The 24,342-nt window shown below is 66.7% G+C and carries 25 protein-coding genes; 12 read left to right on the forward strand and 13 right to left on the reverse strand.

The window, feature by feature from the left end; translation table 11 throughout:
• Positions 1-56: 56 nt before the first annotated feature.
• The 4 genes from QM682_RS06930 to ubiE all read right to left on the reverse strand — a co-directional run bounded on the left by QM682_RS06930 (position 57) and on the right by ubiE (position 5,117).
• Positions 57-1,835, reverse strand: a complete 1,779-nt coding sequence (locus tag QM682_RS06930; RefSeq protein ID WP_415128212.1) for an SLC13 family permease — start codon at positions 1,833-1,835, stop codon at positions 57-59.
• A gap of 111 nt (positions 1,836-1,946) precedes the next feature.
• On the reverse strand, positions 1,947-2,765 hold the full coding sequence (locus QM682_RS06935; RefSeq protein WP_415128213.1) for a TIGR00282 family metallophosphoesterase: 819 nt from the start codon (positions 2,763-2,765) through the stop codon (positions 1,947-1,949).
• 52 nt (positions 2,766-2,817) lie between these two features.
• On the reverse strand, positions 2,818-4,353 hold the full coding sequence (gene ubiB / locus QM682_RS06940; RefSeq protein WP_415128214.1) for a 2-polyprenylphenol 6-hydroxylase: 1,536 nt from the start codon (positions 4,351-4,353) through the stop codon (positions 2,818-2,820).
• Entirely contained in the window at positions 4,353-5,117 is a 765-nt protein-coding gene (ubiE, locus tag QM682_RS06945; protein WP_415128311.1) for a bifunctional demethylmenaquinone methyltransferase/2-methoxy-6-polyprenyl-1,4-benzoquinol methylase UbiE, read from the reverse strand. The genes ubiB and ubiE overlap by 1 nt, the downstream gene beginning before the upstream one ends.
• An 87-nt stretch (positions 5,118-5,204) precedes the next feature.
• On the opposite strand from ubiE, the gene mutM reads away from it, so the two are divergent.
• The 6 genes from mutM to recF all read left to right on the forward strand — a co-directional run bounded on the left by mutM (position 5,205) and on the right by recF (position 11,464).
• A complete protein-coding gene (gene mutM, locus QM682_RS06950; RefSeq protein WP_415128215.1) occupies positions 5,205-6,050 on the forward strand; it encodes a bifunctional DNA-formamidopyrimidine glycosylase/DNA-(apurinic or apyrimidinic site) lyase in 846 nt (281 codons plus the stop codon).
• Between the two features lie 113 nt (positions 6,051-6,163).
• The gene (locus tag QM682_RS06955; protein WP_415128216.1) at positions 6,164-6,940 is read left to right on the forward strand and encodes an enoyl-CoA hydratase; all 777 of its coding nucleotides are present in this window, start codon (positions 6,164-6,166) and stop codon (positions 6,938-6,940) included.
• A gap of 152 nt (positions 6,941-7,092) precedes the next feature.
• On the forward strand, positions 7,093-7,362 hold the full coding sequence (gene rpsT / locus QM682_RS06960; RefSeq protein ID WP_415128217.1) for a 30S ribosomal protein S20: 270 nt from the start codon (positions 7,093-7,095) through the stop codon (positions 7,360-7,362).
• A gap of 485 nt (positions 7,363-7,847) precedes the next feature.
• Positions 7,848-9,197, forward strand: a complete 1,350-nt coding sequence (gene dnaA / locus QM682_RS06965; RefSeq protein ID WP_415128218.1) for a chromosomal replication initiator protein DnaA — start codon at positions 7,848-7,850, stop codon at positions 9,195-9,197.
• Positions 9,198-9,269: 72 nt separating this feature from the next.
• Positions 9,270-10,388 carry a DNA polymerase III subunit beta gene (dnaN, locus tag QM682_RS06970; RefSeq protein WP_415128219.1) on the forward strand — a complete coding sequence of 373 codons (1,119 nt, stop codon included), beginning with the start codon at positions 9,270-9,272 and terminating at the stop codon, positions 10,386-10,388.
• Complete coding sequence (gene recF / locus QM682_RS06975) at positions 10,385-11,464, forward strand: DNA replication/repair protein RecF (protein WP_415128220.1); 1,080 nt, start codon at positions 10,385-10,387, stop codon at positions 11,462-11,464. Before dnaN ends, recF begins: the two co-directional genes overlap by 4 nt.
• A gap of 165 nt (positions 11,465-11,629) precedes the next feature.
• Here the strand turns inward: recF and ade are convergent, their stop codons facing one another.
• Positions 11,630-13,405: an adenine deaminase gene (gene ade, locus QM682_RS06980; RefSeq protein WP_415128221.1), complete on the reverse strand. Its 1,776-nt coding sequence runs from the start codon at positions 13,403-13,405 to the stop codon at positions 11,630-11,632.
• A gap of 63 nt (positions 13,406-13,468) precedes the next feature.
• On the opposite strand from ade, the gene recO reads away from it, so the two are divergent.
• Positions 13,469-14,194 (forward strand): DNA repair protein RecO, encoded by a 726-nt coding sequence (gene recO, locus QM682_RS06985; RefSeq protein WP_415128222.1) that lies wholly within the window; start codon positions 13,469-13,471, stop codon positions 14,192-14,194.
• 45 nt (positions 14,195-14,239) lie between these two features.
• On the opposite strand, the gene QM682_RS06990 is transcribed toward recO, so the two are convergent.
• Both QM682_RS06990 and QM682_RS06995 read right to left on the reverse strand, forming a co-directional pair.
• Positions 14,240-14,662 carry an META domain-containing protein gene (locus QM682_RS06990; RefSeq protein WP_415128223.1) on the reverse strand — a complete coding sequence of 141 codons (423 nt, stop codon included), beginning with the start codon at positions 14,660-14,662 and terminating at the stop codon, positions 14,240-14,242.
• Positions 14,663-14,740: 78 nt separating this feature from the next.
• Positions 14,741-16,384, reverse strand: coding sequence for an acyl-CoA dehydrogenase family protein (locus QM682_RS06995; RefSeq protein ID WP_415128224.1), 1,644 nt, complete (start codon positions 16,382-16,384; stop codon positions 14,741-14,743).
• Between the two features lie 113 nt (positions 16,385-16,497).
• Between QM682_RS06995 and QM682_RS07000 the strand changes: the two genes are divergently transcribed.
• From QM682_RS07000 to QM682_RS07020, 5 genes are read left to right on the forward strand one after another with little or no spacing between them, the layout of a single operon-like run.
• Positions 16,498-17,313, forward strand: coding sequence for a sulfite exporter TauE/SafE family protein (locus QM682_RS07000; protein WP_415128225.1), 816 nt, complete (start codon positions 16,498-16,500; stop codon positions 17,311-17,313).
• A 30-nt stretch (positions 17,314-17,343) separates the two neighbouring features.
• Positions 17,344-18,489 (forward strand): succinyl-diaminopimelate desuccinylase, encoded by a 1,146-nt coding sequence (dapE, locus tag QM682_RS07005; protein ID WP_415128226.1) that lies wholly within the window; start codon positions 17,344-17,346, stop codon positions 18,487-18,489.
• On the forward strand, positions 18,486-18,905 hold the full coding sequence (locus QM682_RS07010; protein WP_415128227.1) for a GNAT family N-acetyltransferase: 420 nt from the start codon (positions 18,486-18,488) through the stop codon (positions 18,903-18,905). The genes dapE and QM682_RS07010 overlap by 4 nt, the downstream gene beginning before the upstream one ends.
• A 1-nt stretch (position 18,906) precedes the next feature.
• Positions 18,907-19,410 carry a hypothetical protein gene (locus tag QM682_RS07015; protein ID WP_415128228.1) on the forward strand — a complete coding sequence of 168 codons (504 nt, stop codon included), beginning with the start codon at positions 18,907-18,909 and terminating at the stop codon, positions 19,408-19,410.
• A 50-nt stretch (positions 19,411-19,460) separates the two neighbouring features.
• Positions 19,461-20,840, forward strand: coding sequence for a glutamate--cysteine ligase (locus QM682_RS07020; RefSeq protein WP_415128229.1), 1,380 nt, complete (start codon positions 19,461-19,463; stop codon positions 20,838-20,840).
• Between the two features lie 111 nt (positions 20,841-20,951).
• On the opposite strand, the gene QM682_RS07025 is transcribed toward QM682_RS07020, so the two are convergent.
• The 6 genes from QM682_RS07025 to QM682_RS07050 all read right to left on the reverse strand — a co-directional run bounded on the left by QM682_RS07025 (position 20,952) and on the right by QM682_RS07050 (position 24,251).
• Positions 20,952-21,371, reverse strand: a complete 420-nt coding sequence (locus QM682_RS07025; RefSeq protein ID WP_415128230.1) for a DUF2852 domain-containing protein — start codon at positions 21,369-21,371, stop codon at positions 20,952-20,954.
• Positions 21,372-21,457: 86 nt separating this feature from the next.
• Positions 21,458-22,069 carry a TetR/AcrR family transcriptional regulator gene (locus QM682_RS07030; RefSeq protein ID WP_415128231.1) on the reverse strand — a complete coding sequence of 204 codons (612 nt, stop codon included), beginning with the start codon at positions 22,067-22,069 and terminating at the stop codon, positions 21,458-21,460.
• Positions 22,070-22,077: 8 nt separating this feature from the next.
• Positions 22,078-22,359 (reverse strand): HPr family phosphocarrier protein, encoded by a 282-nt coding sequence (locus QM682_RS07035; RefSeq protein ID WP_415128232.1) that lies wholly within the window; start codon positions 22,357-22,359, stop codon positions 22,078-22,080.
• A complete protein-coding gene (locus tag QM682_RS07040; protein ID WP_415128233.1) occupies positions 22,356-22,781 on the reverse strand; it encodes a PTS sugar transporter subunit IIA in 426 nt (141 codons plus the stop codon). The genes QM682_RS07035 and QM682_RS07040 overlap by 4 nt, the downstream gene beginning before the upstream one ends.
• 26 nt (positions 22,782-22,807) lie before the next feature.
• Positions 22,808-23,755, reverse strand: coding sequence for an RNase adapter RapZ (gene rapZ, locus QM682_RS07045; RefSeq protein ID WP_415128313.1), 948 nt, complete (start codon positions 23,753-23,755; stop codon positions 22,808-22,810).
• 55 nt (positions 23,756-23,810) lie between these two features.
• Complete coding sequence (locus QM682_RS07050; protein ID WP_415128234.1) at positions 23,811-24,251, reverse strand: HPr kinase/phosphorylase; 441 nt, start codon at positions 24,249-24,251, stop codon at positions 23,811-23,813.
• Between the last annotated feature and the right edge of the window lie 91 nt (positions 24,252-24,342).

Consider the following 24,342-nt stretch of genomic DNA (forward strand, 5'->3'; position numbering starts at 1 on the left):
GAGAAGCAAAGAAGGGCCGGCCTTGCCTTTCCCAGGGATGCGGTCGCGGGCGGGTGCTAGAGCGGCCAGAAAAGCGGGATCACCAGGCAGGCGACGATGCCGCAGATGATGTCCAGCGGCACGCCCACCTTGACGAAATCGCTGAATCTGTAGCCGCCGGGACCATAGACCATCAGATGCGTCTGATAGCCGATGGGTGTCGCGAAGGCGACCGTGGCCGAAAACATGACCGCCACGACATAGGCGCGCGGATCGTGGCCCAGCGATTTCGCCAGCGCGATGGCCACGGGCGTCAGCAGCACCGCCACGGCATTGTTCGACAGCACCTCGGTCATGACCAGGCCCAGGAAATAGACCGCGATCAGCGTGGCGAAGGGCGGCAGGCCGCGCAGCCAGGGCGCGACGACATCCACCACCATGTTCACGGTGCCAGTGTGCTCCAGCGCCTCGCCCACCGCCAGCATGGCGAAGATCATCGCCATGAGCCGCGCATCGACGAAGGAGAACGCCTCTTCGGCATCGACGCAGCGCGTCAGCAGGATCACCGCCGCCGCCAGGAAGGACAGCGCCATGATCGGCGCCACGTCCAGCGCCGCCAGCGTCACCACCGACAGCAGGCAGACCACGGCGATCGGCGCCTTCCGGCGACGGAAAGGCTGGGCCGAGGGGCGCGACACGTCCAGCAGGTCCATGTCGGCGGCCAGGCGGCCGATATCCTCGGGCGCGCCTTCCAGCAGCAGCGTGTCGCCGATCTGCACCACCAGGTCGTCCAGTTGCCGGCCGATGTTCTGACTGCGGCGATGCGCCGCCAGGACATAGACGCCATAGCGCCGACGCAGGCGCAGATCGCCCAGCCGGCGGCCGATCATGCGCGCGCCGGGCGATATCAGCACCTCGACCGTTTCGGTCGCGACGGAGCTCAGCTTGTCCACCAGCTGGAAGTTCTTGTTGGCCTGCATCTCCAGCAGGTCGGCCATTTCCGAGCGCAGCACCACGCGATCGCCCGGCGCCAGCACGACTTCGGCCATGTCGCGCCGCAGCGAGGCATCACCGCGCAGCACGTCGATCAGCCGGACGGCGGCGCGTTTGAACAGCGGCACCTCGTTCACGTTCATGCCGACCAGGGTGGAATCCTCGGGGATGGCGACCTCGGTGAAATATTTCAACTCGCGCCTGGTGCCCAGGAACCCTGCCAGCGAGGTGCGGTCCGGCAGAAGTCTCCAGCCGACCAGGCCGAAATACGCGATCCCCGCGATGGTGACGGCGATGCCGACCGGGGCGATCTCGAAGATGGTGAAGGGCGTCATCCCCTGTTCGCGCGCGACGCCATCGACCAGCAGGTTGGTCGAGGTGCCGATCAGCGTGATCATGCCCGACAGGATCGTCATATAGGACAGTGGGATCAGCAGCTTCGAGGGCGCGATGCTGGCCTTGAGGCCCAGTTGGATCAGGATCGGGATCATCACCGCGACCAGCGGCGTGTTGTTCATCACGGTCGAGGCCACGATGAGGAAGCCGAAGGTCAGGCAGATGGTGAAGATCGGCCGCTCGGCCGCGCGCCTGGTGATCACGCCCGAAACCATGTTCAGCGCGCCCGTCCGCAACAGCCCGCCCATGATCATGAACATGAAGGCGATGGTCCAGGGCGCCGAGTTCGACAGCACGCCGGCCGCGTCCTTGACCGGCAAGAGGCCCAGCAGCATCATCGCCGCCGCCGTGCCGATGGCCACGACCTCGGGCGGGTGCTTTTCACGGATGAATTCGATGAACATGATCGTGATGATCACCAACATCGCAAGCGCGGCATTGGTGCCGGTCAGTTCGAAGCCAAGCATAGGCGTTGTCCCAATCCCGTCCCAGGCAGGCCGGTTAAATCACGGCCCTTTCGGTGGGTATTAGAATAATTTTCCCCTACACCGCAAGCGCAAGCTGGGGAAATTCCAAAATCAGGCGGGAATCTGCGTTTGGGACAGACGGCCGCCGGCACGGACGGGCGCGATTTCAAGCGCCTTGCCAGTCCGGTCGTCGGTGATGACCAGCACGCCGCACAGCGTGGCCTCGCCGTCGGCGGGGGTGAAACGCTCGCTGGCCATGCCGGTCAGGAAGCGGCGCAGCGGCTCGGCCTTGTCCATGCCGATCACGCTGTCATAATCGCCGCACATCCCCGCGTCGGACTGATAGCCGGTGCCCCGCGCCAGGATCATCGTGTCGGCGGTCGGCACATGGGTGTGGGTGCCCACGACCAGGCTGGCACGGCCGTCGCAGAAATGCCCCACCGCCATCTTTTCGCTGGTCGCCTCGGCATGGATGTCCACGACGCTGGCCTGCACCAGCCCGCCCAGCGGATGCGCCTTCAGCACCGTCTCGATGGCCGAGAAGGGATCGTCGAAGGGCCGCTTCATGAAGACCTGGCCCAGGATCTGGGCCACCAGCACCTTGCGGCCCCGCGTCGCCTCATAGACCCGCGCGCCCCGGCCCGGCGCCGCCTTGGAGTAGTTCAGCGGCCGGACGATGCGCTGCTCTGTCTGGATAAAGGACAGCATCTCCTTCTGGTCGAAGGCATGGTCCCCCAGCGTGATGCAATCCGCCCCCGCCTCCAGGATCAGCTTGGCATGACCGGCGGTCAGCCCCATCCCGCCCGAGGCGTTCTCGGAGTTGACGACAGTGAAATCGACGCCGAGACGCTGCTTCAGCGGCCCCAGCCCCTCGACGATGGCGCGACGACCGGCGCGGCCCATCACGTCCCCAAGATACAGAATGCGCATGCGCCGCCTTTAGGTCAAAGCCGGCCCGCACTCAAGCCCCATCGTGGCGGCCCTAGCCCAGCCATGCGCCAATCAGCGCCGATCCAAGCGCGATCACGCCCCCCAGCGCCACGCCCGCCGCGAAGCCCAGGCGCGGGCGCGGCGCGGGCGGGGCCGCGTCCTCGCGCAGAAGCTCGGGCATGCGGCGTTCCAGGAATTCGGGCAGAAGCGGCGCGAAGCGCGCCAGAACCTGGGCCGAGCGGCCAAGATCGCGCAAGGCCGCCTTGGGGCCCAGATTGTCGCGGATGTAATCCTCGACCACGGGGCGGGCGACCTCCCACATGTTGATCTGGGGGCTTAGCGACCGCGCCACCCCCTCGACCACGACCATGGTGCGTTGCAGCAGGATCAGCTCGGTCCGGGTCGCCATGCCGAAGCGCTCGGTCACCTCGAAAAGATAGGCCAGCAGGTTCGCCATGCTGATGCGGCTGGCATCGGCGCCGAAGATCGGCTCGCCCACGGCACGCAGGGCGCGGGCGAATTCGGCCGGGTCGCGGTCGCGGGGGACATAGCCCGCCTCGAAATGCACGCGGGCCACGCGCATATAGTCGCGGCGGATGAAACCCATCAGGATCTCGGCATAGACACGGCGGGTATATTCGTCGATCTCGCCCATGATGCCGAAATCATAGATGACGACATCGCCATCCGCCGCGACCTTCAGATTGCCCTGATGCATGTCGGCGTGGAAATAGCCGTCGCGCAGCGCATGGCGCAGGAAAAGCTGCAACACCCGCTCGCCCAGGCCATGCAGGTCGTGGCCCGCCGCGGTTAGGGCGGCGATGTCGCCCATGGCGATACCCTCGGCCCAGTCGCTGGTCAGGACGCGCCGCGCGCTCAGGTGCCAATGCGGCAGCGGCACGCGCATGCCGGGATCACCGCCGGTATTCTCGGCGAATTCCGAGGCGTTCGCGGCCTCGCGGCGCAGGTCCAATTCGCCCGTCACGACGGATTCGAAGTGGCTGACCACATCGCGCGGACGCAGGCGGCGGGTCGCCGGAGAAAGCCGCTCGATCATGCCGGCGGCGAAGTGGAAGGCGTCGATATCGCGGCGGAAATCGGATTCGACCGAGGGACGCAGCACCTTGACCGCGACCTCGCGCCCGTTATCGGCGCGACGCGCGCGGTGGACCTGGGCGATAGAGGCGGCGGCGACGGGTTCCGAGAATTCGCCGAAAAGATCCGCGACCGGCTGGCCCAGATCCTCTTCGACGATGCGGCGGGCCTGGGCCAGCGGAAAGGGCGGCAGGCGGTCTTGCAGCATGGAAAGCTGGCTGGCCAGTTCGGGGCCGACCACATCGGGCCGGGTCGAAAGGATCTGCCCGAACTTGATATAGGCCGGACCCAGGGCGGTGATCGCGCGCGTCACCGGCGGCAGCGCGGGATCGCCCTTATAGCCCAGCCAGGCGAAGGGCCAGCCCATCACACGCGCCGCCAGCCGCACGCGGGCGGGGGCGTTCATCGCATCCAGGGCCGCGCCCATGGCGCCGGTGCGCTCGAACGTGGCGCCGGTGCGGATCAGGCGCCAGATGTTGTGGGGTCCGCGCATCAGATCTTCCAGCCGGAATGCAGCGCCGCGATCCCCATCGAGAGGTTGCGATATTGCACCCGGCCAAAGCCCGCTTCCCGGATCATGTTCACGAATGCCTGCTGGTTCGGGAACTTGCGGATCGATTCCACCAGGTATTGATAGCTGTCACGGTCGTTCGCCACGACCTGGCCCATCGCCGGGATCACATTGAAGCTGTAGCGGTCGTAAAGCCATTGCAGCATCGGGACCGGGATCTGGCTGAACTCCAGCACCATCAGGCGCCCACCCGGCTTCAGCACGCGCCGCGCCTCGGCCAGGGCGTCGGGAATGCGGGTCACGTTGCGGATGCCGAAGCTGATCGTGTAGCGGTCGAAGCTGTCATCGGCGAAGGGCAGCGCCATCGCATCGCCCGTGACCCAGGCCAGGCGGTCGGCCATCTGCTGGGCCTCGGCGCGCTTGCGCCCCTCGATCAGCATGGATTCGGTCATGTCGCAGACGGTGACGCGCGCGCCCGAGGCGCGGGTCAGGAAGCGGAAGGCCACGTCCCCGGTGCCGCCCGCCACGTCCAGCAGGTGCTGGCCGTCGCGCGGGGCCAGCCAGTCCATCATCGCGTTCTTCCAGACCCGGTGGATGCCCATGCTCATCAGATCGTTCATCACGTCATAGCGCGAGGCCACGCGCGAGAAGACGCCATGGACCAGCCCCGCCTTGTCATCCTCGGCCACGGTGCGGAAGCCGAAATGGGTCTCGCGGGTCGCATCTGGGCGCTGATCGTCGGTCATCTGCTTGTCCATCCGTCGTTTCACGCCCAGATAGTCCGAACGCGGGCCATGCGCCACCCCGCGCAACATGTGACGAATGGGACGGAAATGCCAGAACTGCCAGAGGTCGAAACCGTGCGGCACGGCCTTGAGCCGCATCTGACCGGCCGCGTGATCGCGCGGGCCGAGGCGCGGCGCCCGGACCTGCGCTGGCCCCTGCCCCCGGACCTGGTCCAGGTGCTGACGGGCGCGCGGGTCGGCGGGCTGCGGCGGCGCTCCAAATACATCCTCGTGGATCTGGAGGATCGGGGCAGCCTGCTTCTGCATCTGGGCATGTCCGGGCGAATGCTGATCGAGGGCGAAAGCCAGGGCGAATTTCACCGCGATCCCGCGATCCTGCCGCGCCACGACCATGTGGTGCTGTGGACCGACCTGGGCACGCGGATCACCTTCAACGACGCGCGCCGATTCGGCATGGTCGACCTGGTGGCGCCTGGGGCCGAGCACCCGCTGCTGGCGCACCTGGGACCCGAACCCCTGTCCGACGCCTTTTCGGCCGCGCATCTGGCGGCGGCATTCACGGGCAGGAAGACGGCGGTGAAGGCGGCGCTGCTGGACCAGCGGCTGGTGGCGGGGCTGGGCAACATCTATGTCTCGGAGGCGCTGCATCGCGCCGGGATCGACCCCCGCCGCGCGGCGGGCCGGATCGGGCCGGGACGAATCGCCGCGCTTGCCGGCCATATCCGCGAGGTGCTGACCGAGGCCATCGCCGCCGGGGGATCGTCCCTGCGCGATCACCGGCAGGCGACAGGCGAGCTTGGCTATTTCCAGCACAGTTTCCGCGTCTATGGCCGCGAGGGCGCGCCCTGCCCCGTCCCCGGCTGCGCCGGGCAGGTGCGGCGCATCGTGCAATCGGGACGGTCCAGCTATTTCTGCCCGATCTGCCAACGATAGGGACAGGCCCGCCCATGGCCGGGATATTCGGCAAGGGCGAAGCCGGCGCTGGCCTTGGCCGGGGCGATTTGCTAGGACTCTGGCCCAGCTTCTTACCGAAAGGCTAGGTTTTCATGGCTTACCAGACCCTTACCGTCGAGATCGACGACTATGTCGCATTGATCCGGCTGAACCGGCCCGATGCGCTGAACGCACTGAATTCCCAGCTTTTGTCCGAGCTTGGCGATGCCCTGGCCGATGCCGACCGCAACGACCGGGTTCGCGCCATCGTCCTGACCGGCAGCGAGAAAGCCTTCGCCGCCGGCGCCGACATCAAGGAAATGGCCGAGAAGAGCTTTGTCGAGGTCTATACGAGCGACCTTTTCGGCGCCGATATCGACCGCATCACCGCGACCCGCAAGCCGGTCATCGCCGCCGTCTCGGGCTATGCGCTGGGGGGCGGCTGCGAACTGGCCATGGCCTGCGATTTCATCATCTGCGCCGAGAACGCCAAATTCGGCCAGCCCGAGATCAACCTGGGCGTCATCGCCGGCATCGGCGGCACCCAGCGGCTGACCCGCTTCGTCGGCAAGTCGAAAAGCATGGAAATGCACCTGACCGGCCGTTTCATGGATGCGGCCGAGGCCGAACGCTCGGGCCTGGTCAGCCGGGTCGTGCCCAGCTCCAAGCTGGTCCCCGAGGCGCTGGCCGCCGCGCGAAAGATCGCCGAGAAATCCCAGATCGCCGTGCTGGCCGCCAAGGAGGCCGTGAACCGCGCCTATGAGACCACGCTGAACGAAGGCATCCTGTTCGAGCGCCGGACCTTCCAGGCGCTGTTCTCGACCGAGGATCAGAAAGAGGGCATGGCCGCCTTCCTGGAAAAGCGCGAGCCGCAATTCCGCGACCGCTGATTTTCAGCTTGGCATCCGGGGGTCGGGCCTGTATAGGGCAGACCTTACATGCGCGTGGGCCCGCTTAAGGCAAGAATCATGACCGTCCCCTGCCGGACGGCGCCATGGGGCTTTGCGTCACCGAGATACAGATTACGATAAGGACGAGACCCATGGCCAATACGCCCCAATCCAAGAAGCGCGCCCGCCAGATCGAGCGTGTCACCGCCGTCAACAAAGCCCGCCGCTCGCGCATCCGCACTTTCCTGCGCGGTGTCGAGGAAGCCATCGCCTCGGGCGATGCGGAAGCCGCGAAGAAGGCGTTGCAAGCCGCCCAGCCGGAACTGATGCGCGGCGTCACCAAGGGCGTCGTCCACAAGAACACCGCAGCCCGCAAGATCTCGCGTCTGGCCTCGCGCGTGAAAGCACTGGCGACCGCCTAAGACAATTGCGACAAATACGCAACTGACAGAAGATTAATTAAAGGCGCGCTCTCTTTCAGCGCGCCTTTCCTGATGAAATAAATCCGATCAACCTATTGGAAAGATTGGGTTTCCTGAACTGCCCGGCGTGCCGCGGCGTTTCGAGATTCGACAGCCAAAGTGACTGTCAAGCGCGAAGATCGGTTGTCGGCGGAACCCCCTTCTTGCTAGCTTCCACCATGCGATTCACCTCGCACCTGGGGGACAGCCCGCCGCAAGAAGCTGCTGACTGCGGCGCGGGCGGAACAGCTTGCCGATTGACAATGCCGCGCCGGCTGCCACCGGCCGACATAACAGGTTTGGAAATAGGGCCAGCAAGGTCTGACATACCGTCCCGCACGGTAAAGGCTTGCTGTTCTCTGTTTCCACCTCGGGCGCCGAAACGCGAGTCGCTGCACGTCGGGAAAACCGGCGGGATATGGGCCAAGGAAACGGACGTGGGCGAGATGGACAAGATTTGGGGGCAGGCGCGTGAGGAACTTCAGAAGGTCGTCGGAGCGGACAGTTTCGCCACCTGGATCGACCCGCTGCGCCTGAGCGGCCTGGATGATGGCACGGCCGTCATCGCCTGCCCGACCCGCTTCCTCTCGGACTGGGTATCGCGCCATTACAGCGACGATATCCTTCAGGTGCTGAACCGGCTGGGCGGCGCGGTGCATCGGCTGAGCTTCGAGACACGCAGCCAAAGCGCCCGCCCCGCCCCCGCCCCGGCCGCGGCCCCCGAGATTCGCCGTCCGCGCCTGGGCACGGACGAGGAACTGGCCGCGCCCCTGGACCAGCGATTCACCTTTGAGAATTTCGTCGTCGGCAAGCCGAACGAACTGGCCCATGCCGCCGCCCGCCGCGTGGCCGAGGGCGGGCCGGTCACCTTCAACCCGCTGTTCCTTTACGGCGGCGTGGGCCTGGGCAAGACCCACCTGATGCATGCCATCGCGCGCGAGATCCAGGCCCGCCAGCCCGAGGCCCGCGTGCTGTATCTGTCGGCCGAACAGTTCATGTATCGCTTCGTCCAGGCGCTGCGCGACCGCACCGTGATGGATTTCAAGGAACTGTTCCGCACCGTATCCGTGCTGATGGTCGATGACGTGCAGTTCATCGCCGGCAAGGACAGCACGCAAGAGGAATTCTTCCATACCTTCAATACCCTGGTCGATCAGGGCAAGCAGATCGTGATTTCCGCCGACCGCGCGCCGGGCGAGATCAAGGATATGGAAGAGCGCATCAGGTCGCGCCTGCAATGCGGGCTGGTCGTGGACCTGCACCCGACCGATTACGAATTGCGCCTGGGCATTCTGCAATCCAAGACCGATGCCTTCCGCGTGCAATATCCGGGCCTGCAACTGGCGCCGGGCGTGCTGGAATTCCTGGCCCATCGCATCACCTCGAACGTGCGCGTGCTGGAAGGCGCGCTGCAACGGCTGTTCGCCTTTGCCAGCCTGATGGGGCGCGAGATCACGCTGGACATGACCCAGGAATGCCTGGCCGACATCCTGCGCGCCAATGACCGCAAGGTCTCGATCGAGGAGATCCAGCGCAAGGTGGCCGAGCATTACAACATCCGCCTGTCGGATATGATCGGCCCAAAGCGGGTCCGCACCGTGGCTAGGCCCCGCCAGATCGCGATGTATCTGGCCAAGCAGATGACCTCGCGTAGCCTGCCCGAGATCGGGCGCCGCTTCGGCGGGCGGGATCACACGACGATTATGCATGGCGTCAGGAAGATCGAGGAGTTGCGCGGCGCCGACCGCAGCCTGGCCGAGGATATCGACCTGCTGCGCCGCCTGCTGGAGGCGTAAGATTGCCCGCTTGACCCCGCGCGGAATTGTGCCAGATTGGCGCCCCGCGCCGGATCGAGATGAGGAACGACCATGAAATTCGCCATTGAACGCGCCGACCTGGTCAAGGCGGTGTCGCAGGCCCAGTCCGTGGTCGAACGCCGCAACACCATCCCGATCCTGGCCAATGTGCTGATCGAGACCAGCCAGGGCGGCGTGACCTTCCGTGCCACCGATCTGGACACGGAAATCGTCTATCAGGCCGCCGCCCAGGTCGAGCGGCCGGGCGCCACGACCGTCTCGGCCTCGATGCTGAACGACATCGCGCGCAAGCTGCCGGACGGCGCGCTGGTGCAGCTTAGCCTGGACGGCGGCTCGGGGCGGCTCTCGGTGCAGGCGGGACGCTCGAATTTCAGCCTGGCGACCCTGCCGCGCGAGGATTTCCCGGTCATGTCCGCCTCGGAATACGCGGCGAATTTCAGCGCCCCGGCCCTGGTCCTGCGGCGGCTGTTCGACAAGTCGAAATTCGCCATCTCGAACGAGGAGACGCGCTATTACCTGAATGGCGTCTATATGCATGTGGCGCAGGGCGAGGATGGGCCAAGCCTGCGCTGCGTGGCCACCGACGGCCACCGGCTGGCCCGCATCGACGCCCCCCTGCCCCAGGGCGCGGGCGACATGCCCGGCGTGATCGTGCCCAGAAAGACCGTGGGCGAATTGCGCAAGCTGCTGGACGATGACGCGACCGAGATCGCCGTCTCGGTCAGCGAAACGAAGGTGCGTTTCGCGACGCCCACGATCACGCTGACCTCGAAGGTGATCGACGGCACCTTCCCCGATTATTCGCGTGTCATCCCTTCGGCCAACAGCCGCAAACTGGAAGTCGATGCCGGCGATTTCGCCAAGGCCGTGGACCGGGTGGCCACGGTCAGCAGCGAGCGCTCGCGCGCGGTGAAGCTTTCGCTTGAGGAAGACCGGCTGGTCCTGTCCGTCAACGCCCCCGACAGCGGCGCGGCGGATGAGGAACTGCCGGTGGCCTATGCCGACGAGCCGCTGGATATCGGCTTCAACGCCAAATACCTGCACGAGATCGCCAGCCAGATCGAGCGTGAGAATGCGGTCTTCCTGTTCAACGGCTCGGGCGATGCGGCACTGATCCGCGAGGGCGGCGACAGTTCCGCCGTCTATGTCGTGATGCCGATGCGCGTGTGACGCTGCATCAGCTGCAACTGGCGCAGTTCCGAAGCTGGGCCAGGCTGGATCTGGCGCTGGATGCGCGGCCCGTGGCGATCCATGGGCCGAACGGAGCGGGCAAGACGAATATCCTGGAAGCGGTCTCGATGCTGTCGCCTGGACGCGGCATGCGCGGGGCGCCGCCGGGCGATCAGGCGCGCCGGGGGCCGGGGCTTGGCTGGCAGATCCGCGCCCGCATCGGCGATCACGAGGTCGCGACCCGCGCCTTGCCCGGCCTGACCCGCGAGGTGATCGTCGACGGCAAGCCCGCCACGCAATCGGCGCTTGGCGTGCTAATGCGGGTGATCTGGCTGACCCCCGCCATGGACCGGCTATGGACAGACCCGCCCGAGCAGCGCCGCCGCTTCCTGGATCGCGTCACGCTGAGCTTTACCCCCGGCCATGCCGAGGATTCCCTGGGCTATGAAAAGGCCATGCGCGAACGGAACCGGCTGCTGAAGGAAGAGGTGCGGGATAGCGGCTGGTATCGCGCGCTTGAAGTCCAGATGGCCGATATGGGCGCGGCCCTGACCCGCAACCGCCAGGACGCCATCGCCCGTATCGCCCAGGCGCAGGAGGGGGCCGGGACCAGCTTCCCCTCGGCCAGGCTGACGCTGCTGCCGGGCGAGGGCTGGGCCGACGATCCCGACCCCGAAAGCATCGCCGCCCGCCTGGCCGAGGGGCGAAGCCGCGACATGGCCGCCGGCCGCACCCTGACCGGCCCGCATCGCGCCGATCTGGGGGCGCATTGGGGGCCGCAGGACATGCCCGCCGCCCTGAGCTCGACCGGAGAGCAGAAGGCGCTGCTGCTGTCCCTGATCCTCGCCAATGCCCGCGCCCTGGCGGATCAGCGCCCTGTCCTGCTGCTGGACGAGGTGGCGGCGCATCTTGACGCCGAACGCCGCGCGGCCCTGCATGACGAAATCTGCGCCCTTGAGGCGCAGAGCTTCCTGACCGGGACCGGGCCGGAACTGTTCCAGACGCTGGGCGCGCGGGCCCAGTCCCTGGCGGTCGAACGGCGGGGCGAGGTGTCGGGGCTGGGCATGGGTGTTTGAAACAAGAGGAAAGGCCGGCGCGGCGGTGCGCTTTTGGGTATTTGGAAAGCAAAGAAGGCGTGGCTTGTCGGCCAGGCGGGGGGCGCGGGATGGAGGCGCCGCGTTTTGGGTGACTGGGAAACGGAAATGATGCGCGGCGGTGAGGGCCGCGCATCCTGTTGAAGGCTAGAGGATCAGATCGACCAGTTCGAAGCGGCGGACATCGACCAGGCCCAGATCCGAGATGCGCAGTTCCGGGATCACCACCAGCGCCAGAAGCGAATGCTGCATATAGGCGTTGTTGAGCTGGCAGCCGCAATCGCGCATGGCCTGCACGATGCCTTGGGCGGCCTCGGCCACCTCTTCGGCGGGCAGGTCGGACATCAGACCGGCGATGGGCAGCGCAACGGTGGCAAGCTCGGCGCCGTCGCGGAAGACGGTGACGCCGCCGCCGATCCGGCCCAGATGATTCACCGCCGCCGCCATGCTGTCGCGGCAGGTGCCCACGACGATCATGTGGTGACTGTCATGCGCCACCGTCGAGGCGACCGCGACGCGGCCCCGATAGCCGAAGCCCTGGACGAAGCCATTGGTCACGCCGCCCGTGCCGCGATGACGCTCGACCAGGGCGATCTGGCAGATCTCTCCCTCGCCCTCGATCACGCCGTCGCGGATGGGAAGCTCGGCCTCCAGCGCCCTGGTCGGAGCCTGGTTCTCGACCACGCCGATCACGCGGACGCGAGCCAGGTCGCCCCGCGCCGGAACCCGGAAATCGGCGGCGGCCAGCGCGCGGCCGAGACGGACCGAGTTGCGGGCGCTCTCGGGCCAGTCGATGCGGGGGCATGTGGCCAGCAGGCGGCCGTTTTCGGCGACAAGCGCGCCCTGGGCGATGACCGCCTCGATCGGCAGGGACGCCAGGTCCGAGGTCAGGATCACATCGGCCCGCCTGCCTGGGGTGATGCTGCCAAGCTCGCGCTCCTGGCCGAAATGGCTGGCGGGGTTGATCGTGGCCATCTGGATCGCGATCAGGGGATCGCAGCCGCATTCGATGGCATGGCGGACGACGCGGTTCATATGGCCGTCATGGACCAGCGTGCCCGAATGGCTGTCATCGGTGCAAAGGATGAAACCGCGCGGGTCCAGGCCCTTTTCGGTGATCGCGGTGATCTGGCTTGCCACGTCATACCAGGCGCTGCCCAACCGCATCATGCAGGCCATGCCCTGGCGGACGCGGGCCAGGCCCTCGGCCTCGCTGGTGGTCTCGTGATCGTCCTGAGGACCGCCCGCGACATAGGCATGGAAGGGACGGCCCAGATCCGGGCTGGCGTAATGGCCGCCGACCGTCTTGCCGGCCGCGCGCGTGGCCGCGATTTCGCCCAGCATCTGGGGATCACCCGCCGCCACGCCGGGGAAATTCATCATCTCGCCCAGGCCCACGATCCCCTCCCAGCCCATGGCCTGGGCCACCTCGCCCTCGGTGATGGGGGCGCCGGTGGTCTCAAGTCCGGGGGCCGAGGGGGCGCAGCTTGGCATCTGGGTGAACATGCCGATCGGCTGGATCACCGATTCGTCGCGCATCAGGCGCACGCCTTCCAGGCCTAGGACATTGGCGATCTCATGGGGATCGTGAAAGATCGTCGTCGTGCCATGCGGGATCACGGCGGCGGCGAAGCCGGCCGGCGTCAGCATCCCCGATTCCACATGCATATGCGCGTCGATCAGCCCCGGAACCATGAAGCGGCCGGCGGCCTCGATCACCTGCGTGTCCGGCCCGATGCAGGGCGCGGCATCGGGACCGACATAGGCGACACGGCCATCGGCCACCGCGATATCCGTTTGCGCGATCACCTCGCGGCTATGGACGTTCACCCATCGCCCGCCCCGGATCACCAGATCGGCGGGGGCGCGTCCCGCCGCCACCTCGACCAGCCGGGCCTGCGCCTGGATCCATGGTTTCAGCATGCCTGTCTCCTTGTTCCTGGCGACCAATCTGCGGCAAGGTGGCCGCGAAGGAAAGGACCGGCGATGGAGTGGAGCGGCGAGGCCAGCGTGATGACGCTGCGCAGGCATGGCGAAAGCGCCGTGATCCTGACGGTGCTGTCGCGCGAGGCAGGGCTTGTCTCGGGACTGGTGCCGGGGGGCGCCAGCGCGAAACGCGCCGCGATCGTGCAACCGGGCAACCGGGTCAGCCTGCGCTGGCGCGCGCGGGTCGACGGGCAGCTGGGCACCTTCGCCGCCGAGCCCGCGCGGGCTAGGCCGGGCCTTCTGTCGGACGCCGAGGCGCTGGCCGGGGTCAATGCGGTGACCGCGCTTGTGACCTTCGCCCTGCCCGAGCGCGATCCGCATCCCCGCCTGTCAGACCTGACCGAGGTGCTGCTGGACCGGATGGACGCGGGCGACGCCTGGACCGAGACCTATCTGCGCTGGGAATTGCACCTGCTTGAGGAACTGGGCTTCGGGCTGGACCTGGAAAGCTGCGCGCTGACCGGGACGCGGCATGGGCTGGCCTATGTCAGCCCGCGCACGGGTCGCGCGGTCAGCGCGCAGGCGGCGGGGGAATGGGCGCCGAGGCTGCTGCCCCTGCCCGCGATCCTGGGGGGAAGGGGCAATGGCGGCGTGGCCGATGCGCTACGCCTGACCGGGCATTTCCTGGAGACGCATCTGGCCCAGGCCCATGCCGGCAGGCCCCTGCCGCCCGCGCGGGCGCGGCTGATCGCCCGGCTGATGGCGCGGGACGGCGGCGATGCCTGACACCGTATCCGTTCGGCGGCGCGTCCTGGGGCGGCGTGATGGCGGTTATTGCTCTTTGCGATAACCCGGCTCGAAGGTCAGATAGGTCGGTCCGGTGATCTTCAGCACGCCCCCCTCATAGGTGATGCCGTCGGCCTGCGACAGCGCCCCCAGATAGCGCGTCTCAAGCGCGCCGGCGCGGCCCGAACAGGCCATATAGGTCGTCGTGATCGCACCCAGCTTGAAGCCCGGCGGCTCGGCGGCCTGCGGAGCCGAGTAATGGTTGCACGGCCCCTGGCCCGAAACCGAGCCATCCGATTCGATCGTCAGGCCCACATTGCGTTGCGGCACGGTATCCGCGCCGATGCCCACCAGGACGTAAGGCCCCGTCGGGACGCTGCCGCCCGCCGAGGGCGTGGCGGTCGGTTGGCAGGCGGCCAGGGCCGAGACTGCGGCCAGGGCCGCGGAAAAGGGCAGAAGGCGGGTCATTGGCAGCTCCGTTCTCTCATGTTGCCCGACATAATGCCTGATCGGGCCTATCTGTCCAGCCGGCCGCGAAAATTCGCCCTAACCCAGTAGCCGGCGCGCAATAACCTGGGCCTGGATCTCGGCCGCGCCCTCGAAGATGTTCAGGATGCGCGCGTCGCAAAGGACGCGGCTGATCGCATATTCCAGCGCGAAGCCGTTGCCGCCATGGATTTGCAGCGCATTATCCGCCGCCGACCAGGCTACGCGCGCGCCCAGCAGCTTGGCCATCCCGGCCTCAAGGTCGCAGCGCCTGCCATGGTCCTTTTCCCAGGCGCTGAAATAGGTCAACTGCCGCGCGATCATGATTTCCACCGCCATCATGGCAAGCTTGTCGGCGACACGGGGAAACTCGATCAGCGAACGGCCGAACTGCTTGCGGTCCAGGGCATAGCGCATCCCAATCTCGGCCGCGCATTGGGCCACGCCCACGGCGCGGGCGGCGGTCTGGATCCGAGCGGATTCGAAGGTTTCCATCAACTGCTTGAAGCCGCGTCCCGGCGCGCCGCCCAGAAGGTTCTCGCCACGCACGCGGAAGCCGTCGAAGCCAAGCTCATATTCCTTCATGCCGCGATAGCCCAGCACCTCGATCTCGCCCCCCGTCATGCCGGGGGTCGGGAAGGGATCGTCATCGGTCCCCGGCGTCTTCTCGGCCAGGAACATGGAAAGGCCGCGCCAGTCGGTGCTGGCCGGATCGGTGCGTGCCAGCAGCGTCATCACATGGGTGCGCTGCGCATGGGTGATCCAGGTCTTGTTGCCGGTCACGACCCAATCCTCGCCGTCGCGCACGGCACGGGTGCGCAGGGAACCCAGGTCGCTGCCCGTATTCGGCTCGGTGAAGACGGCGGTGGACAGGATCTCGCCCGAGGCGAGCTTGGGCAGCCATTTCGCCTTCTGCTCAGCCGTGCCGCCGCAAAGGATCAGTTCGGCCGCGATTTCCGAGCGCGTGCCCAGACTGCCCACGCCGATATAGCCGCGCGAAAGCTCTTCGGTGACGACGACCATGGATGCCTTGGACAGGCCCAGCCCGCCGAACTCCTCGGGGATGGTCAGGCCGAAGACGCCAAGTTCGGCCAGTTCCTCGATGATCTCCATCGGGATCAGCTCGTCCTTCAGGTGCCATTCATGGGCATTGGGGATCACCCGGTCGTCGGCATAGCGGCGGAACTGGTCGCGGATCATCTCCAGATCCTCGTCCAGGCCCGAGGCGCCGAAGGTGGCGCGGCCCTGGTTTTCGTGCATCAGGCGCGCAAGCTCGGCCCGCGCCTCGGGCGTATTGCCGCCCGCAAGCTCGCGCAGCGCCGCCGAGGGCTGGAACTCCAGGCCAAGGTCCGACAGGCGGGCGAATTCCGTCTGGCTCATGGGGATGCCGCCCTGGATCTGCGTCAGGTATTCGCCAAGGCCGATCCGCAGGATCAGCACCTCGATCCGGCCCAGGTGGCCCGCCTCGTCCAGCCGCGCGGCCCAGGCCGAAAGCTGGCGCAGCGCCTCGATATAGGTGGCCAGCCAGGACAGCGCATGGGCCGCGTGCTGATGTCGGTCCAGAAGCGCGGCATCGGCCTTGCCCAAGGGCGCGACACGGGTGCGCAGCGCCCCGGTCGCGCGGGACAGCAGATCGGCAAGCTCGGGCTGGATCTCACGGGCCTTGGAAAGAAGATCGGCGGGCATGGCGGGGCTATCCTTCATGGCATGTCCTCTGCATCGCTCTGCGGCGTTGCGGCATGACTAGCGCCTTTGCAATCGCAGCGCAACTATCATGCGCCATGCTAAGCAAGGGCGAACGAATATGACCCGCCGGCATGGCCTTGCATCCGCCGGGCCAAAAGGGCAACCCTGTCGCCATGTTCGGCCTCGACCCTCTTCATCTGGCGCTTGCAATCGCGATCACGCTGTTTTCCGGCTTCGTGAAAGGGGCCATCGGCTTTGCCATGCCGATGATCATGCTGTCGGCGCTGGGATCGTTCCTGACCGCGCAGCAGGCGGTGGCGGCGGTGATCCTGCCGGTGCTGTTCACCAATATCCGCCAGGCGCTGCGTCAGGGCTGGGGCCCCGCCTGCGAGGCGACCTGGGCCTATCGCTGGCATGTGGCCATGGTGGTGCTGTTCATCCCGATCAGCGCCTTTTTCGCGACCCGCGTGCCGCAATGGGCGATGTATGCGATGATCGGCCTGCCCATCACCGCCTTCGCCCTGTGGCAGTTGCTGGGCCGCAGCCTGGTCCTGCCGCTGCATCACCGCCGCCGGGCCGAGATCGTGACCGGAATCATCGGCGGGATCATCGGCGGGATTTCCGGGATCTGGGGGCCGCCGCTGGTGGTGCTGCTTTTGTCGCTGCACGCGCCAAAGGACGAACAGATGCGGGTCCAGGGCGTCGTCTTCTTCATCGGCGCGGCGGTGCTGACGGTCTCGCATCTGAAATCGGGGCTTCTGAACGCGCAGACCCTGCCCTTTTCGGCGATGCTGGTGCTTCCGGCGGTGATCGGCATGGGGCTGGGCTATCTGGCACATGACCGGCTGAACGTGGCGCAGTTCCGGCGCTGGACACTGGTGCTTCTGATCCTGACCGGGATGAACCTGATCCGGCGGGCGCTGGAACTGCTGGGCTGGCCGGTATAGACCGACCCCCAGGTAAAAGGGGGAACCGCAATGAGCCTTGTTCCAGACGCCGCCGACCTGACCGCGCGGCTGATCCGCTGCCCCTCGGTCACACCGGACGAGGGGGGCGCGCTGACGCTGCTGGCCCAGGTGCTTTCGGCGGCGGGGTTCGAATGCCATCGCGTGGACCGGGGGGGCGTTTCGAACCTGTTCGCGCGCTGGGGCGCAAGGGGGGCCAGGACCTTCGGCTTCAACGGCCATACCGATGTCGTGCCGCCCGGCGATCCGGCAAGCTGGACCCATCCGCCCTTTTCCGGGGCCCAGGTCGATGGCTGGATCTGGGGCCGGGGCGCGACCGACATGAAATCGGGCGTCGCGGCCTTCGCCGCGGCCGCCATCGGCTTCGTGACCCAGACCCCGCCCGACGGCGCCGTCATCCTGACGATCACCGGCGACGAGGAAGGCCCCGGCCGCGACGGCACCCGCGCCCTGCTGGACTGGATGGCCGCGACGGGCGAGCGGATGGATGTCTGCCTCGTGGGCGAGCCGTCCAATCCCGACCGCATGGGCGAGATGATCAAGATCGGCCGGCGCGGCTCGATGACATTCGGGATCGAGGCCAGGGGCGTGCAGGGCCATGCCGCCTATCCGCATCGCGCGAAGAACCCGCTGCACGCGCTGGTGCGGCTGCTGGGGGAACTGACCGCCCGGCCGCTGGACCAGGGCACGGCGCATTTCGATCCCTCGGGGCTGCAAGTGACGACAGTGGATTGCGGCAACCCGGCCTCGAACGTGATCCCCGAGCGGGCGCGGGCCACGGTGAACATCCGCTTCAACGACGCTCATACATCGGCCAGCCTGGATACGGCGATCCGCGCCCAGGCGCAGGCGATCGCGGCCGAAACCGGCGTCGAGTTCACCATCCTGACCGAGGTTTCCGGCGAAAGCTTCCTGACCGCGCCCGGACCTTTCGTCGATCTGGTGGCGGACGTGGTGCGCGCGGAAACCGGGCTGGACCCGGTGCTTTCGACCTCGGGCGGCACCTCGGACGCGCGCTTCGTCAAGGATCATTGCCCGGTGCTGGAATTCGGCCTGGTCGGGCATTTCATGCATCAGGTCGATGAGCGCGTGCCAGCCGATCAGGTGCGCCAGCTTGCCCGCATCTATCGCCGCATCCTTGAGCGGTATTTCGCATGAAAATCGCACGCAGCCAGGACCTTGAGACCTGCCGCCGAATCCGGCACGAGGTCTTCGTGATCGAGCAATCCGTCCCCGAGGCGCTGGAACGGGACGGACAGGACGCGCAGGCGATCCACCTTCTGGCCCAGGACGCGCAGGGCCGGCCGCTGGGCACGGCCCGGCTGCTGGTGCGGGACGGAACCGGCAAGATCGGCCGCGTCGCAGTGCTTGCGCAGGCGCGCGGCCTGGGCATCGGCGCCGCGATGATCCGCGCCGCTCTTGAGGAATTTCGCGCAATTCCAGGTGTTTCCCGTGCGAAACTCGGCGCGCAGACCCATGCCGTCGGGTTTTACGAAAGACTGGGCTTTATCGCCCAGGGGCCGGAATACCTTGAGGCGGGCATTCCCCATCGCGACATGGTGCAGGAGCTTTAGCATGATCCGCCCCGAACTGCGCCCCTGGACCGAAACCGCCTTGGCCCTGGGCGCGACCGGCTTCGGGCTTTGGGTGTTCTCTCTGGGCGGCTGGGTGTTCTGGCCCCTGGGCGCGCTGATCGCGGGGGCGGCGGCGCTTTGGGCGCTGGATGCCTGGCGGCGGCGGCGCTTTCGCGGCAGGGCGGATGCGCCGGGCCTGGTGGAACTGGACGAAGGCGCGATTCGCTATCTGACCCCGAACTCCTTCCTGGGCGGAGAGATGGCGCTGCGCGACCTGTCCGAGATCCGCCTTCTGCGCCTGAACGGCGCAGTCCACTGGCGGCTGAAAAGCCGCGACGGCCAGGCCCTGCTGATCCCCCGCGATGCGGCGGGGGCCGAACGGCTGGCTGGCGCCTTTGCCAGCCTGCCCGGCGCGGATCTGGGCCGCATCTCGGCCGCGCTGACGGCCGAGGGTCCCGCTGTCCAGACGCTTTGGCGCAGCCACGACCGGCCCGGCTTGACTTGACGCGCCCGGCGCGCCACCTGTGTCCTTCAAAGGCAGATGAAAGGCCCCCGATGTCCATTCCCCAACAGGGCGGCGGCCCGATCGAGCGACCCGAGCAACTGGCCGAATACCTCGCCTCGGGCGAGAAGCCCCGCGAAAACTGGCGCATCGGCACCGAGCACGAGAAATTCGGTTATCGCCATTCCGACCTGATGCCCCTGCCCTATGAGGCCGCGCCCGGCCAACCCTCGGTCAAGGCCATGCTGGAAGGCTTGCGCGACCGCTTCGGCTGGACCCCGGTGCTTGAAGCCGGCCATATCATCGGGCTTGAGCGCGACGGCGCCAATGTCAGCCTTGAGCCGGGTGGGCAGCTTGAACTGTCCGGCGCGCCGCTGGAAACCATCCACCAGACCTGCGACGAGGTGAACAGCCACCTGGCCGAGGTGCGCGAGATCGCGGGCAAACTGGGCGCGGGCTTCATCGGCCTGGGCGCCGCGCCGATCTGGCATCAGGACCAGATGCCGACGATGCCCAAGGGCCGTTACCGGCTGATGACCGATTACATGGGCCGGGTCGGCACGCTGGGCACCCAGATGATGTATCGCACCTGCACGGTGCAGGTGAATCTGGACTTCGGCAGCGAAGCCGACATGGTGCAGAAGCTGCGCGTGGCGCTGGCGCTGCAACCCGTGGCGAATGCGCTTTTCGCGAACTCGCCCTTCCTGGACGGCAAGCCGAACGGCTGGAAAAGCTGGCGCGCCCATATCTGGCAGAACCTGGACGCGGCGCGCACGGGGATGCTGCCCTTTGCCTTCCAGGACGGCATGGGCTATGAGGCGTGGGTGGACTATGTTCTTGATGTGCCTATGTATTTCGTCTATCGCGACGGCAAATACATCGACGCGCTGGGGCAAAGCTTCCGCGATTTCATGCAGGGCCGCCTGCCCGCGCTGCCGGGCGAGGTGCCGACGCTTTCGGATTGGGCGGACCACCTGACCACCGTATTCCCCGAGGCCCGCGTCAAGAAATTCATCGAGATGCGCGGCGCGGATGGCGGTCCCTGGCGCAACCTCTGCGCGCTTCCGGCCTTCTGGGTCGGGCTGATCTATGACCAGGGCGCGCTGGACGCGGCCTGGGATCTGGTGCGCGGCTGGGATGCGCAAACCCGCGACGCCTGGCGCCGCGAGGCGGGCATCCACGGCTTGCAGGCCCGCGTGAACGGCACCGAGATGCGCGATCTGGCGCGCGAGGTCGTTGCGATTTCAGAGGCGGGGCTGAAGGCGCGGGCGCGGCCCGGCGCCGGCGGGCTGGTCCCGGACGAGACGCATTTCCTGAACACGCTCAAGGAAAGCATCGACACCGGCAAGGTGCAGGCCGACGAACTGCTTGAGAAATACCACGGCGAATGGGACGGCGACGCAAGCCGGATCTACGCCGAATATTCCTATTGACCCGAAAAGGGCCGGGAATTTCCCGGCCCCGGTCATGCCCCGTCATGGGCACTGGTCGAAAGCGTTACTCGTTACACCGGGGCCCTGTCGCCCCAGCCTGATCCCATGTCGTCAGGAGGCCAGGTCGCGCGGCTCCTTGCGGTTCTGCATGAACTGGTCGAATTCGGCCTTGTCCTTGGCCTCGCGCAGCTTTTGCAGGAAATCGACGAATTCGCGCTGTTCGTCCTCCAGCCGCTTCAGCGTCTCCTCGCGATAGGCATCGAAGGCGGCGTTACCGCTGGGCTGGCTATAGACGGGACCGCCGAAGCGGCGCGAATGGGAATGATGACGGTGGCGGCAGGAAAACATGCGTTTGCTCCAGATCATGTAACCAAGGATGGCAAGGCCCAAAGGCCAGGCCGCGACGAAGCCCAGGATCATGGCGATGATCCAGGCAGCCTTGCCGCGCTCGTCCAGCCAGTCACGGACCGCCGCAAGGGCCATGCCGATCCGTTCCAGAACCGGCGGGCGCATGGCAATCTCAGTGTTCATCTACGCTCCCTTTCGATGTGAATGTTAATTACATTTACATAGATGGGAGACCCCCGCGCGCCATTCAATGGTTTGGCGCGAAAATTTCACTCGGGGATGACGCCCAGCCCGCGCAGATAGATCAGCACGCCGCTTTCCAGCATATCCGGGGCCGAGATGGGCGAGCGGCCGCCGGGCTTTCCCCTGCCGAAAAGCTCGACCACACCGTGACTTAGCGCCCAGATATGATCCGCGACCATGCCCGCCGGCGGGCGCGGGCCGGACGGGACGCGCTGAAACAGCGCCTCGGCCCCGCGCACCAAGGTGCCGCGCGCGCGCTCGGCCGCCTGCGACAGCGCGGCATTGCCCGCGATCGAGATACCGGATTCGAACATGGCGATATAGGATCCCCGCCGCTCGGCCGCGAAGGCCAGATATGCCTGACCCATGCGCAGGAAGGCGGAAAGCGGGCTGGGCCGCCCCTGGTCGAACGCCGCCTCAAGCCGTTCGGCGAATTCCTCGAACCCCTGGCGGGCGACCTCTTCCAGAAGCTCGTCCCGGCCGGCGAAATGGCGATAGGGCGCGGCGGCGCTGACACCGGCCAGGCGCGCGGCCTCGGCCAGGGTGAAGGCTTGCGGCCCCCTCTCCTCGATCAGGCCGATGGTCGCCTGGACCAGGGCCTGCCGCAGATTGCCGTGATGATACGAGGCGCGGGACAATGTCGTCCCTACATGCCTTCGCCGAAATAATCTCCGACCAGCAAGGACAGCGCCTCGGCCAGTTCCGTCGCCTGCGCGCCCTGGGTGGTGACGCGGATCGTGCTGCCGCGCGGCGCGATCAGCATCAAAAGGCCCATGATGCTGTCGCCCGACACGCTTATCCCATCCTTCTCGACCGTGGCGCGGGCATCGAAACGCTCGACCGTTTCGACGAATTTGGCGCTGGCCCGCGCGTGCAGGCCCTTTTCATTGATGATCTGAAGCTCGCGGGTGATCGGCTCGATGCTCATGACGCGGCGCGGCTGGGAACGGGAATGATGTCGGCGGGCAGCACGTCATAGCTGTTGATGTATTTGCGGCCGGCATCCTTGGCCAGTGTCACCGCATCGGCCACCGGCAGCTTGCGCGATTTCGCAAGCTTGACCAGCATCGGCAGATTGGCCCCGTAAAGGATCGAGCGGTTGCGCATCGCGCAGGCCATCAGCGACAGGTTCGAGGGCGAGCCGCCGAACAGATCCGTCACCACCACCACGCCGTCGCCCGTATCGACGGAATCGGCCGCCGCGCAGATCTCGGCCTGCTTCTCGCCCCGGTCATGCACCTCTTCGATCGTGACCGCGCGAATTCCCGGTTGCGGCCCCACGACATGCTCGACCGCCGAGAGATACTCTCGCGCCAGCCCTCCATGCGCCACGATGACAATTCCGATCAAATTTCCTCACCACGCATGGTCTGCCGTCAACGGCTGGCGGCGATCTTGCGGGCGCTTGGGGTCAAGCCTTCCTCCGCAGGTGCCGGCGCCTTTTCACGGCGTTCAAGTTCCCTGTGCCTAGTTGACACTTGCCAGCCCGCTTGCGCAAGCGCGTCCGCCATTTTTTCCGCCAGTGTGACGGAACGATGTTGCCCGCCTGTGCAGCCAAAGCCGATTACCAGATGCGCCTTGCCCTCATCCAGATGCGCCGGAAGGACGAAAAGCAGAAAATCGCGCACCCGCTCAAAGAATTCCGCGAATCGCGAATCAGCGGCCACATAGTCCTGCACCGGCTTGTCGCGCCCGTCCATCGGCCGCAGCGCCAGTTCCCAATGCGGATTCGCCAGGAAGCGGCAGTCGAACATCACATCGACCCCGCGCGGCACCCCCCGCTTATAGGAAAACGACTGGACCGAGACCGCCAGCCGCCGCCCCGCCTGGATGTCGAACCAGCGCGCCAGTTCGGCCTTCAGGTCGTGCGGCGACAGTTCCGAGGTATCCAGCAGCACATCCGCCCGCGCCCGAATCGGAGCCAGCATGTCGCGCTCGGCCAGGATGGCGTCCAGCGGCGCCCCCTCGGTCTGAAGCGGGTGGCGGCGACGGGTTTCGTTGAAGCGGCGCAGCAACTGCTCGGTCGCGCAGTCCAGAAACAGCACCTCAAGCGCGTATTCGGGCATGCGCGTCAGCCGGTCCACCAGTTCGATCAGGTTCGCGACCGAGAAGTCGCGGTTGCGCACGTCCAGCCCCAGCGCCAGCGGCATCGGCCTTGCCGGACCATCCAAAAGCCGCGGCACCAGCGACAAAGGCAGGTTGTCGATCGCCTCATAGCCCAGATCCTCAAGCACGTTGATCGCCGTCGACCGCCCGGCACCCGAAGGGCCGGTGATCAGGACCAGGCGCTGCACCTGATCGTCGCTCTGGGCGTGATCGTCCATCATGCGGAACCATGGAAATGTCGCCAGAATATCAAGAGCATTGGCGCAATGCAGGTCAACCCCCGTTGCCATCCCAGCGCCCGGCGGCAAGATATTGCATCAACACTGCTGCAAGATGAACACGCCCCGCCCCCCGCACAAGAGGCAGGCCGCACCCCAGAAGATCAAGTTTTTCGTGATCCGGCAGCCGCCGGTCCGGGGCAAGCCCCAGATCCGCCGCCAGTGCCAGGATCACGGGGCCATGGGCGCGGGCATTCAGGATGCCCACCCCCCGCGCCTCGATCAGGCCCCGGATCCGATCCGGCGAATCGGCGGTGATTCGCCCCGCCTCGACGCGCAGCAACACCTGGTCATCCGAAACAAGCTCCGCCCCGAATGCCATCATTTCAAGGGCAAGCGTGGATTTGCCTGTCCCCGAGGCACCCAGGATCAGCAGCCCCCGCCCCCGATGGGCGATTGCCGTGGCATGGATCAGGTTTCGATTTTCAACATCCATAGAGGGAAACCCTATAGCGCGGCACCGGGAAAACGACAGGGACCACAGCATGAACCTTGGCAATAAATCCACGAAATGGCAAATGATTGCG

The organism is Paracoccus sp. (in: a-proteobacteria) (assembly GCF_047605025.1).
Taxonomy (GTDB): domain Bacteria; phylum Pseudomonadota; class Alphaproteobacteria; order Rhodobacterales; family Rhodobacteraceae; genus Paracoccus.

What these genes read in the sequence shown, in the direction of transcription:
- QM682_RS07035 (WP_415128232.1), bottom strand. Translation starts at nt 22,359, where the DNA reads ATGAGCATCGAGCCGATCACCCGCGAGCTTCAGATCATCAATGAAAAG.
- dnaN (WP_415128219.1), top strand. Translation starts at nt 9,270, where the DNA reads ATGAAATTCGCCATTGAACGCGCCGACCTGGTCAAGGCGGTGTCGCAG.
- QM682_RS06955 (WP_415128216.1), top strand. Translation starts at nt 6,164, where the DNA reads ATGGCTTACCAGACCCTTACCGTCGAGATCGACGACTATGTCGCATTG.
- QM682_RS07050 (WP_415128234.1), bottom strand. Translation starts at nt 24,251, where the DNA reads ATGGATGTTGAAAATCGAAACCTGATCCATGCCACGGCAATCGCCCAT.
- QM682_RS06935 (WP_415128213.1), bottom strand. Translation starts at nt 2,765, where the DNA reads ATGCGCATTCTGTATCTTGGGGACGTGATGGGCCGCGCCGGTCGTCGC.
- QM682_RS06930 (WP_415128212.1), bottom strand. Translation starts at nt 1,835, where the DNA reads ATGCTTGGCTTCGAACTGACCGGCACCAATGCCGCGCTTGCGATGTTG.
- dapE (WP_415128226.1), top strand. Translation starts at nt 17,344, where the DNA reads ATGAGCCTTGTTCCAGACGCCGCCGACCTGACCGCGCGGCTGATCCGC.
- QM682_RS07010 (WP_415128227.1), top strand. Translation starts at nt 18,486, where the DNA reads ATGAAAATCGCACGCAGCCAGGACCTTGAGACCTGCCGCCGAATCCGG.
- ubiB (WP_415128214.1), bottom strand. Translation starts at nt 4,353, where the DNA reads ATGCGCGGACCCCACAACATCTGGCGCCTGATCCGCACCGGCGCCACG.
- QM682_RS07020 (WP_415128229.1), top strand. Translation starts at nt 19,461, where the DNA reads ATGTCCATTCCCCAACAGGGCGGCGGCCCGATCGAGCGACCCGAGCAA.
- QM682_RS06995 (WP_415128224.1), bottom strand. Translation starts at nt 16,384, where the DNA reads ATGAAGGATAGCCCCGCCATGCCCGCCGATCTTCTTTCCAAGGCCCGT.
- ubiE (WP_415128311.1), bottom strand. Translation starts at nt 5,117, where the DNA reads ATGACCGACGATCAGCGCCCAGATGCGACCCGCGAGACCCATTTCGGC.
- ade (WP_415128221.1), bottom strand. Translation starts at nt 13,405, where the DNA reads ATGCTGAAACCATGGATCCAGGCGCAGGCCCGGCTGGTCGAGGTGGCG.
- mutM (WP_415128215.1), top strand. Translation starts at nt 5,205, where the DNA reads ATGCCAGAACTGCCAGAGGTCGAAACCGTGCGGCACGGCCTTGAGCCG.
- QM682_RS07025 (WP_415128230.1), bottom strand. Translation starts at nt 21,371, where the DNA reads ATGAACACTGAGATTGCCATGCGCCCGCCGGTTCTGGAACGGATCGGC.
- dnaA (WP_415128218.1), top strand. Translation starts at nt 7,848, where the DNA reads ATGGACAAGATTTGGGGGCAGGCGCGTGAGGAACTTCAGAAGGTCGTC.
- QM682_RS06990 (WP_415128223.1), bottom strand. Translation starts at nt 14,662, where the DNA reads ATGACCCGCCTTCTGCCCTTTTCCGCGGCCCTGGCCGCAGTCTCGGCC.
- rpsT (WP_415128217.1), top strand. Translation starts at nt 7,093, where the DNA reads ATGGCCAATACGCCCCAATCCAAGAAGCGCGCCCGCCAGATCGAGCGT.
- QM682_RS07000 (WP_415128225.1), top strand. Translation starts at nt 16,498, where the DNA reads ATGGCCTTGCATCCGCCGGGCCAAAAGGGCAACCCTGTCGCCATGTTC.
- rapZ (WP_415128313.1), bottom strand. Translation starts at nt 23,755, where the DNA reads ATGGACGATCACGCCCAGAGCGACGATCAGGTGCAGCGCCTGGTCCTG.
- recO (WP_415128222.1), top strand. Translation starts at nt 13,469, where the DNA reads ATGGAGTGGAGCGGCGAGGCCAGCGTGATGACGCTGCGCAGGCATGGC.
- QM682_RS07015 (WP_415128228.1), top strand. Translation starts at nt 18,907, where the DNA reads ATGATCCGCCCCGAACTGCGCCCCTGGACCGAAACCGCCTTGGCCCTG.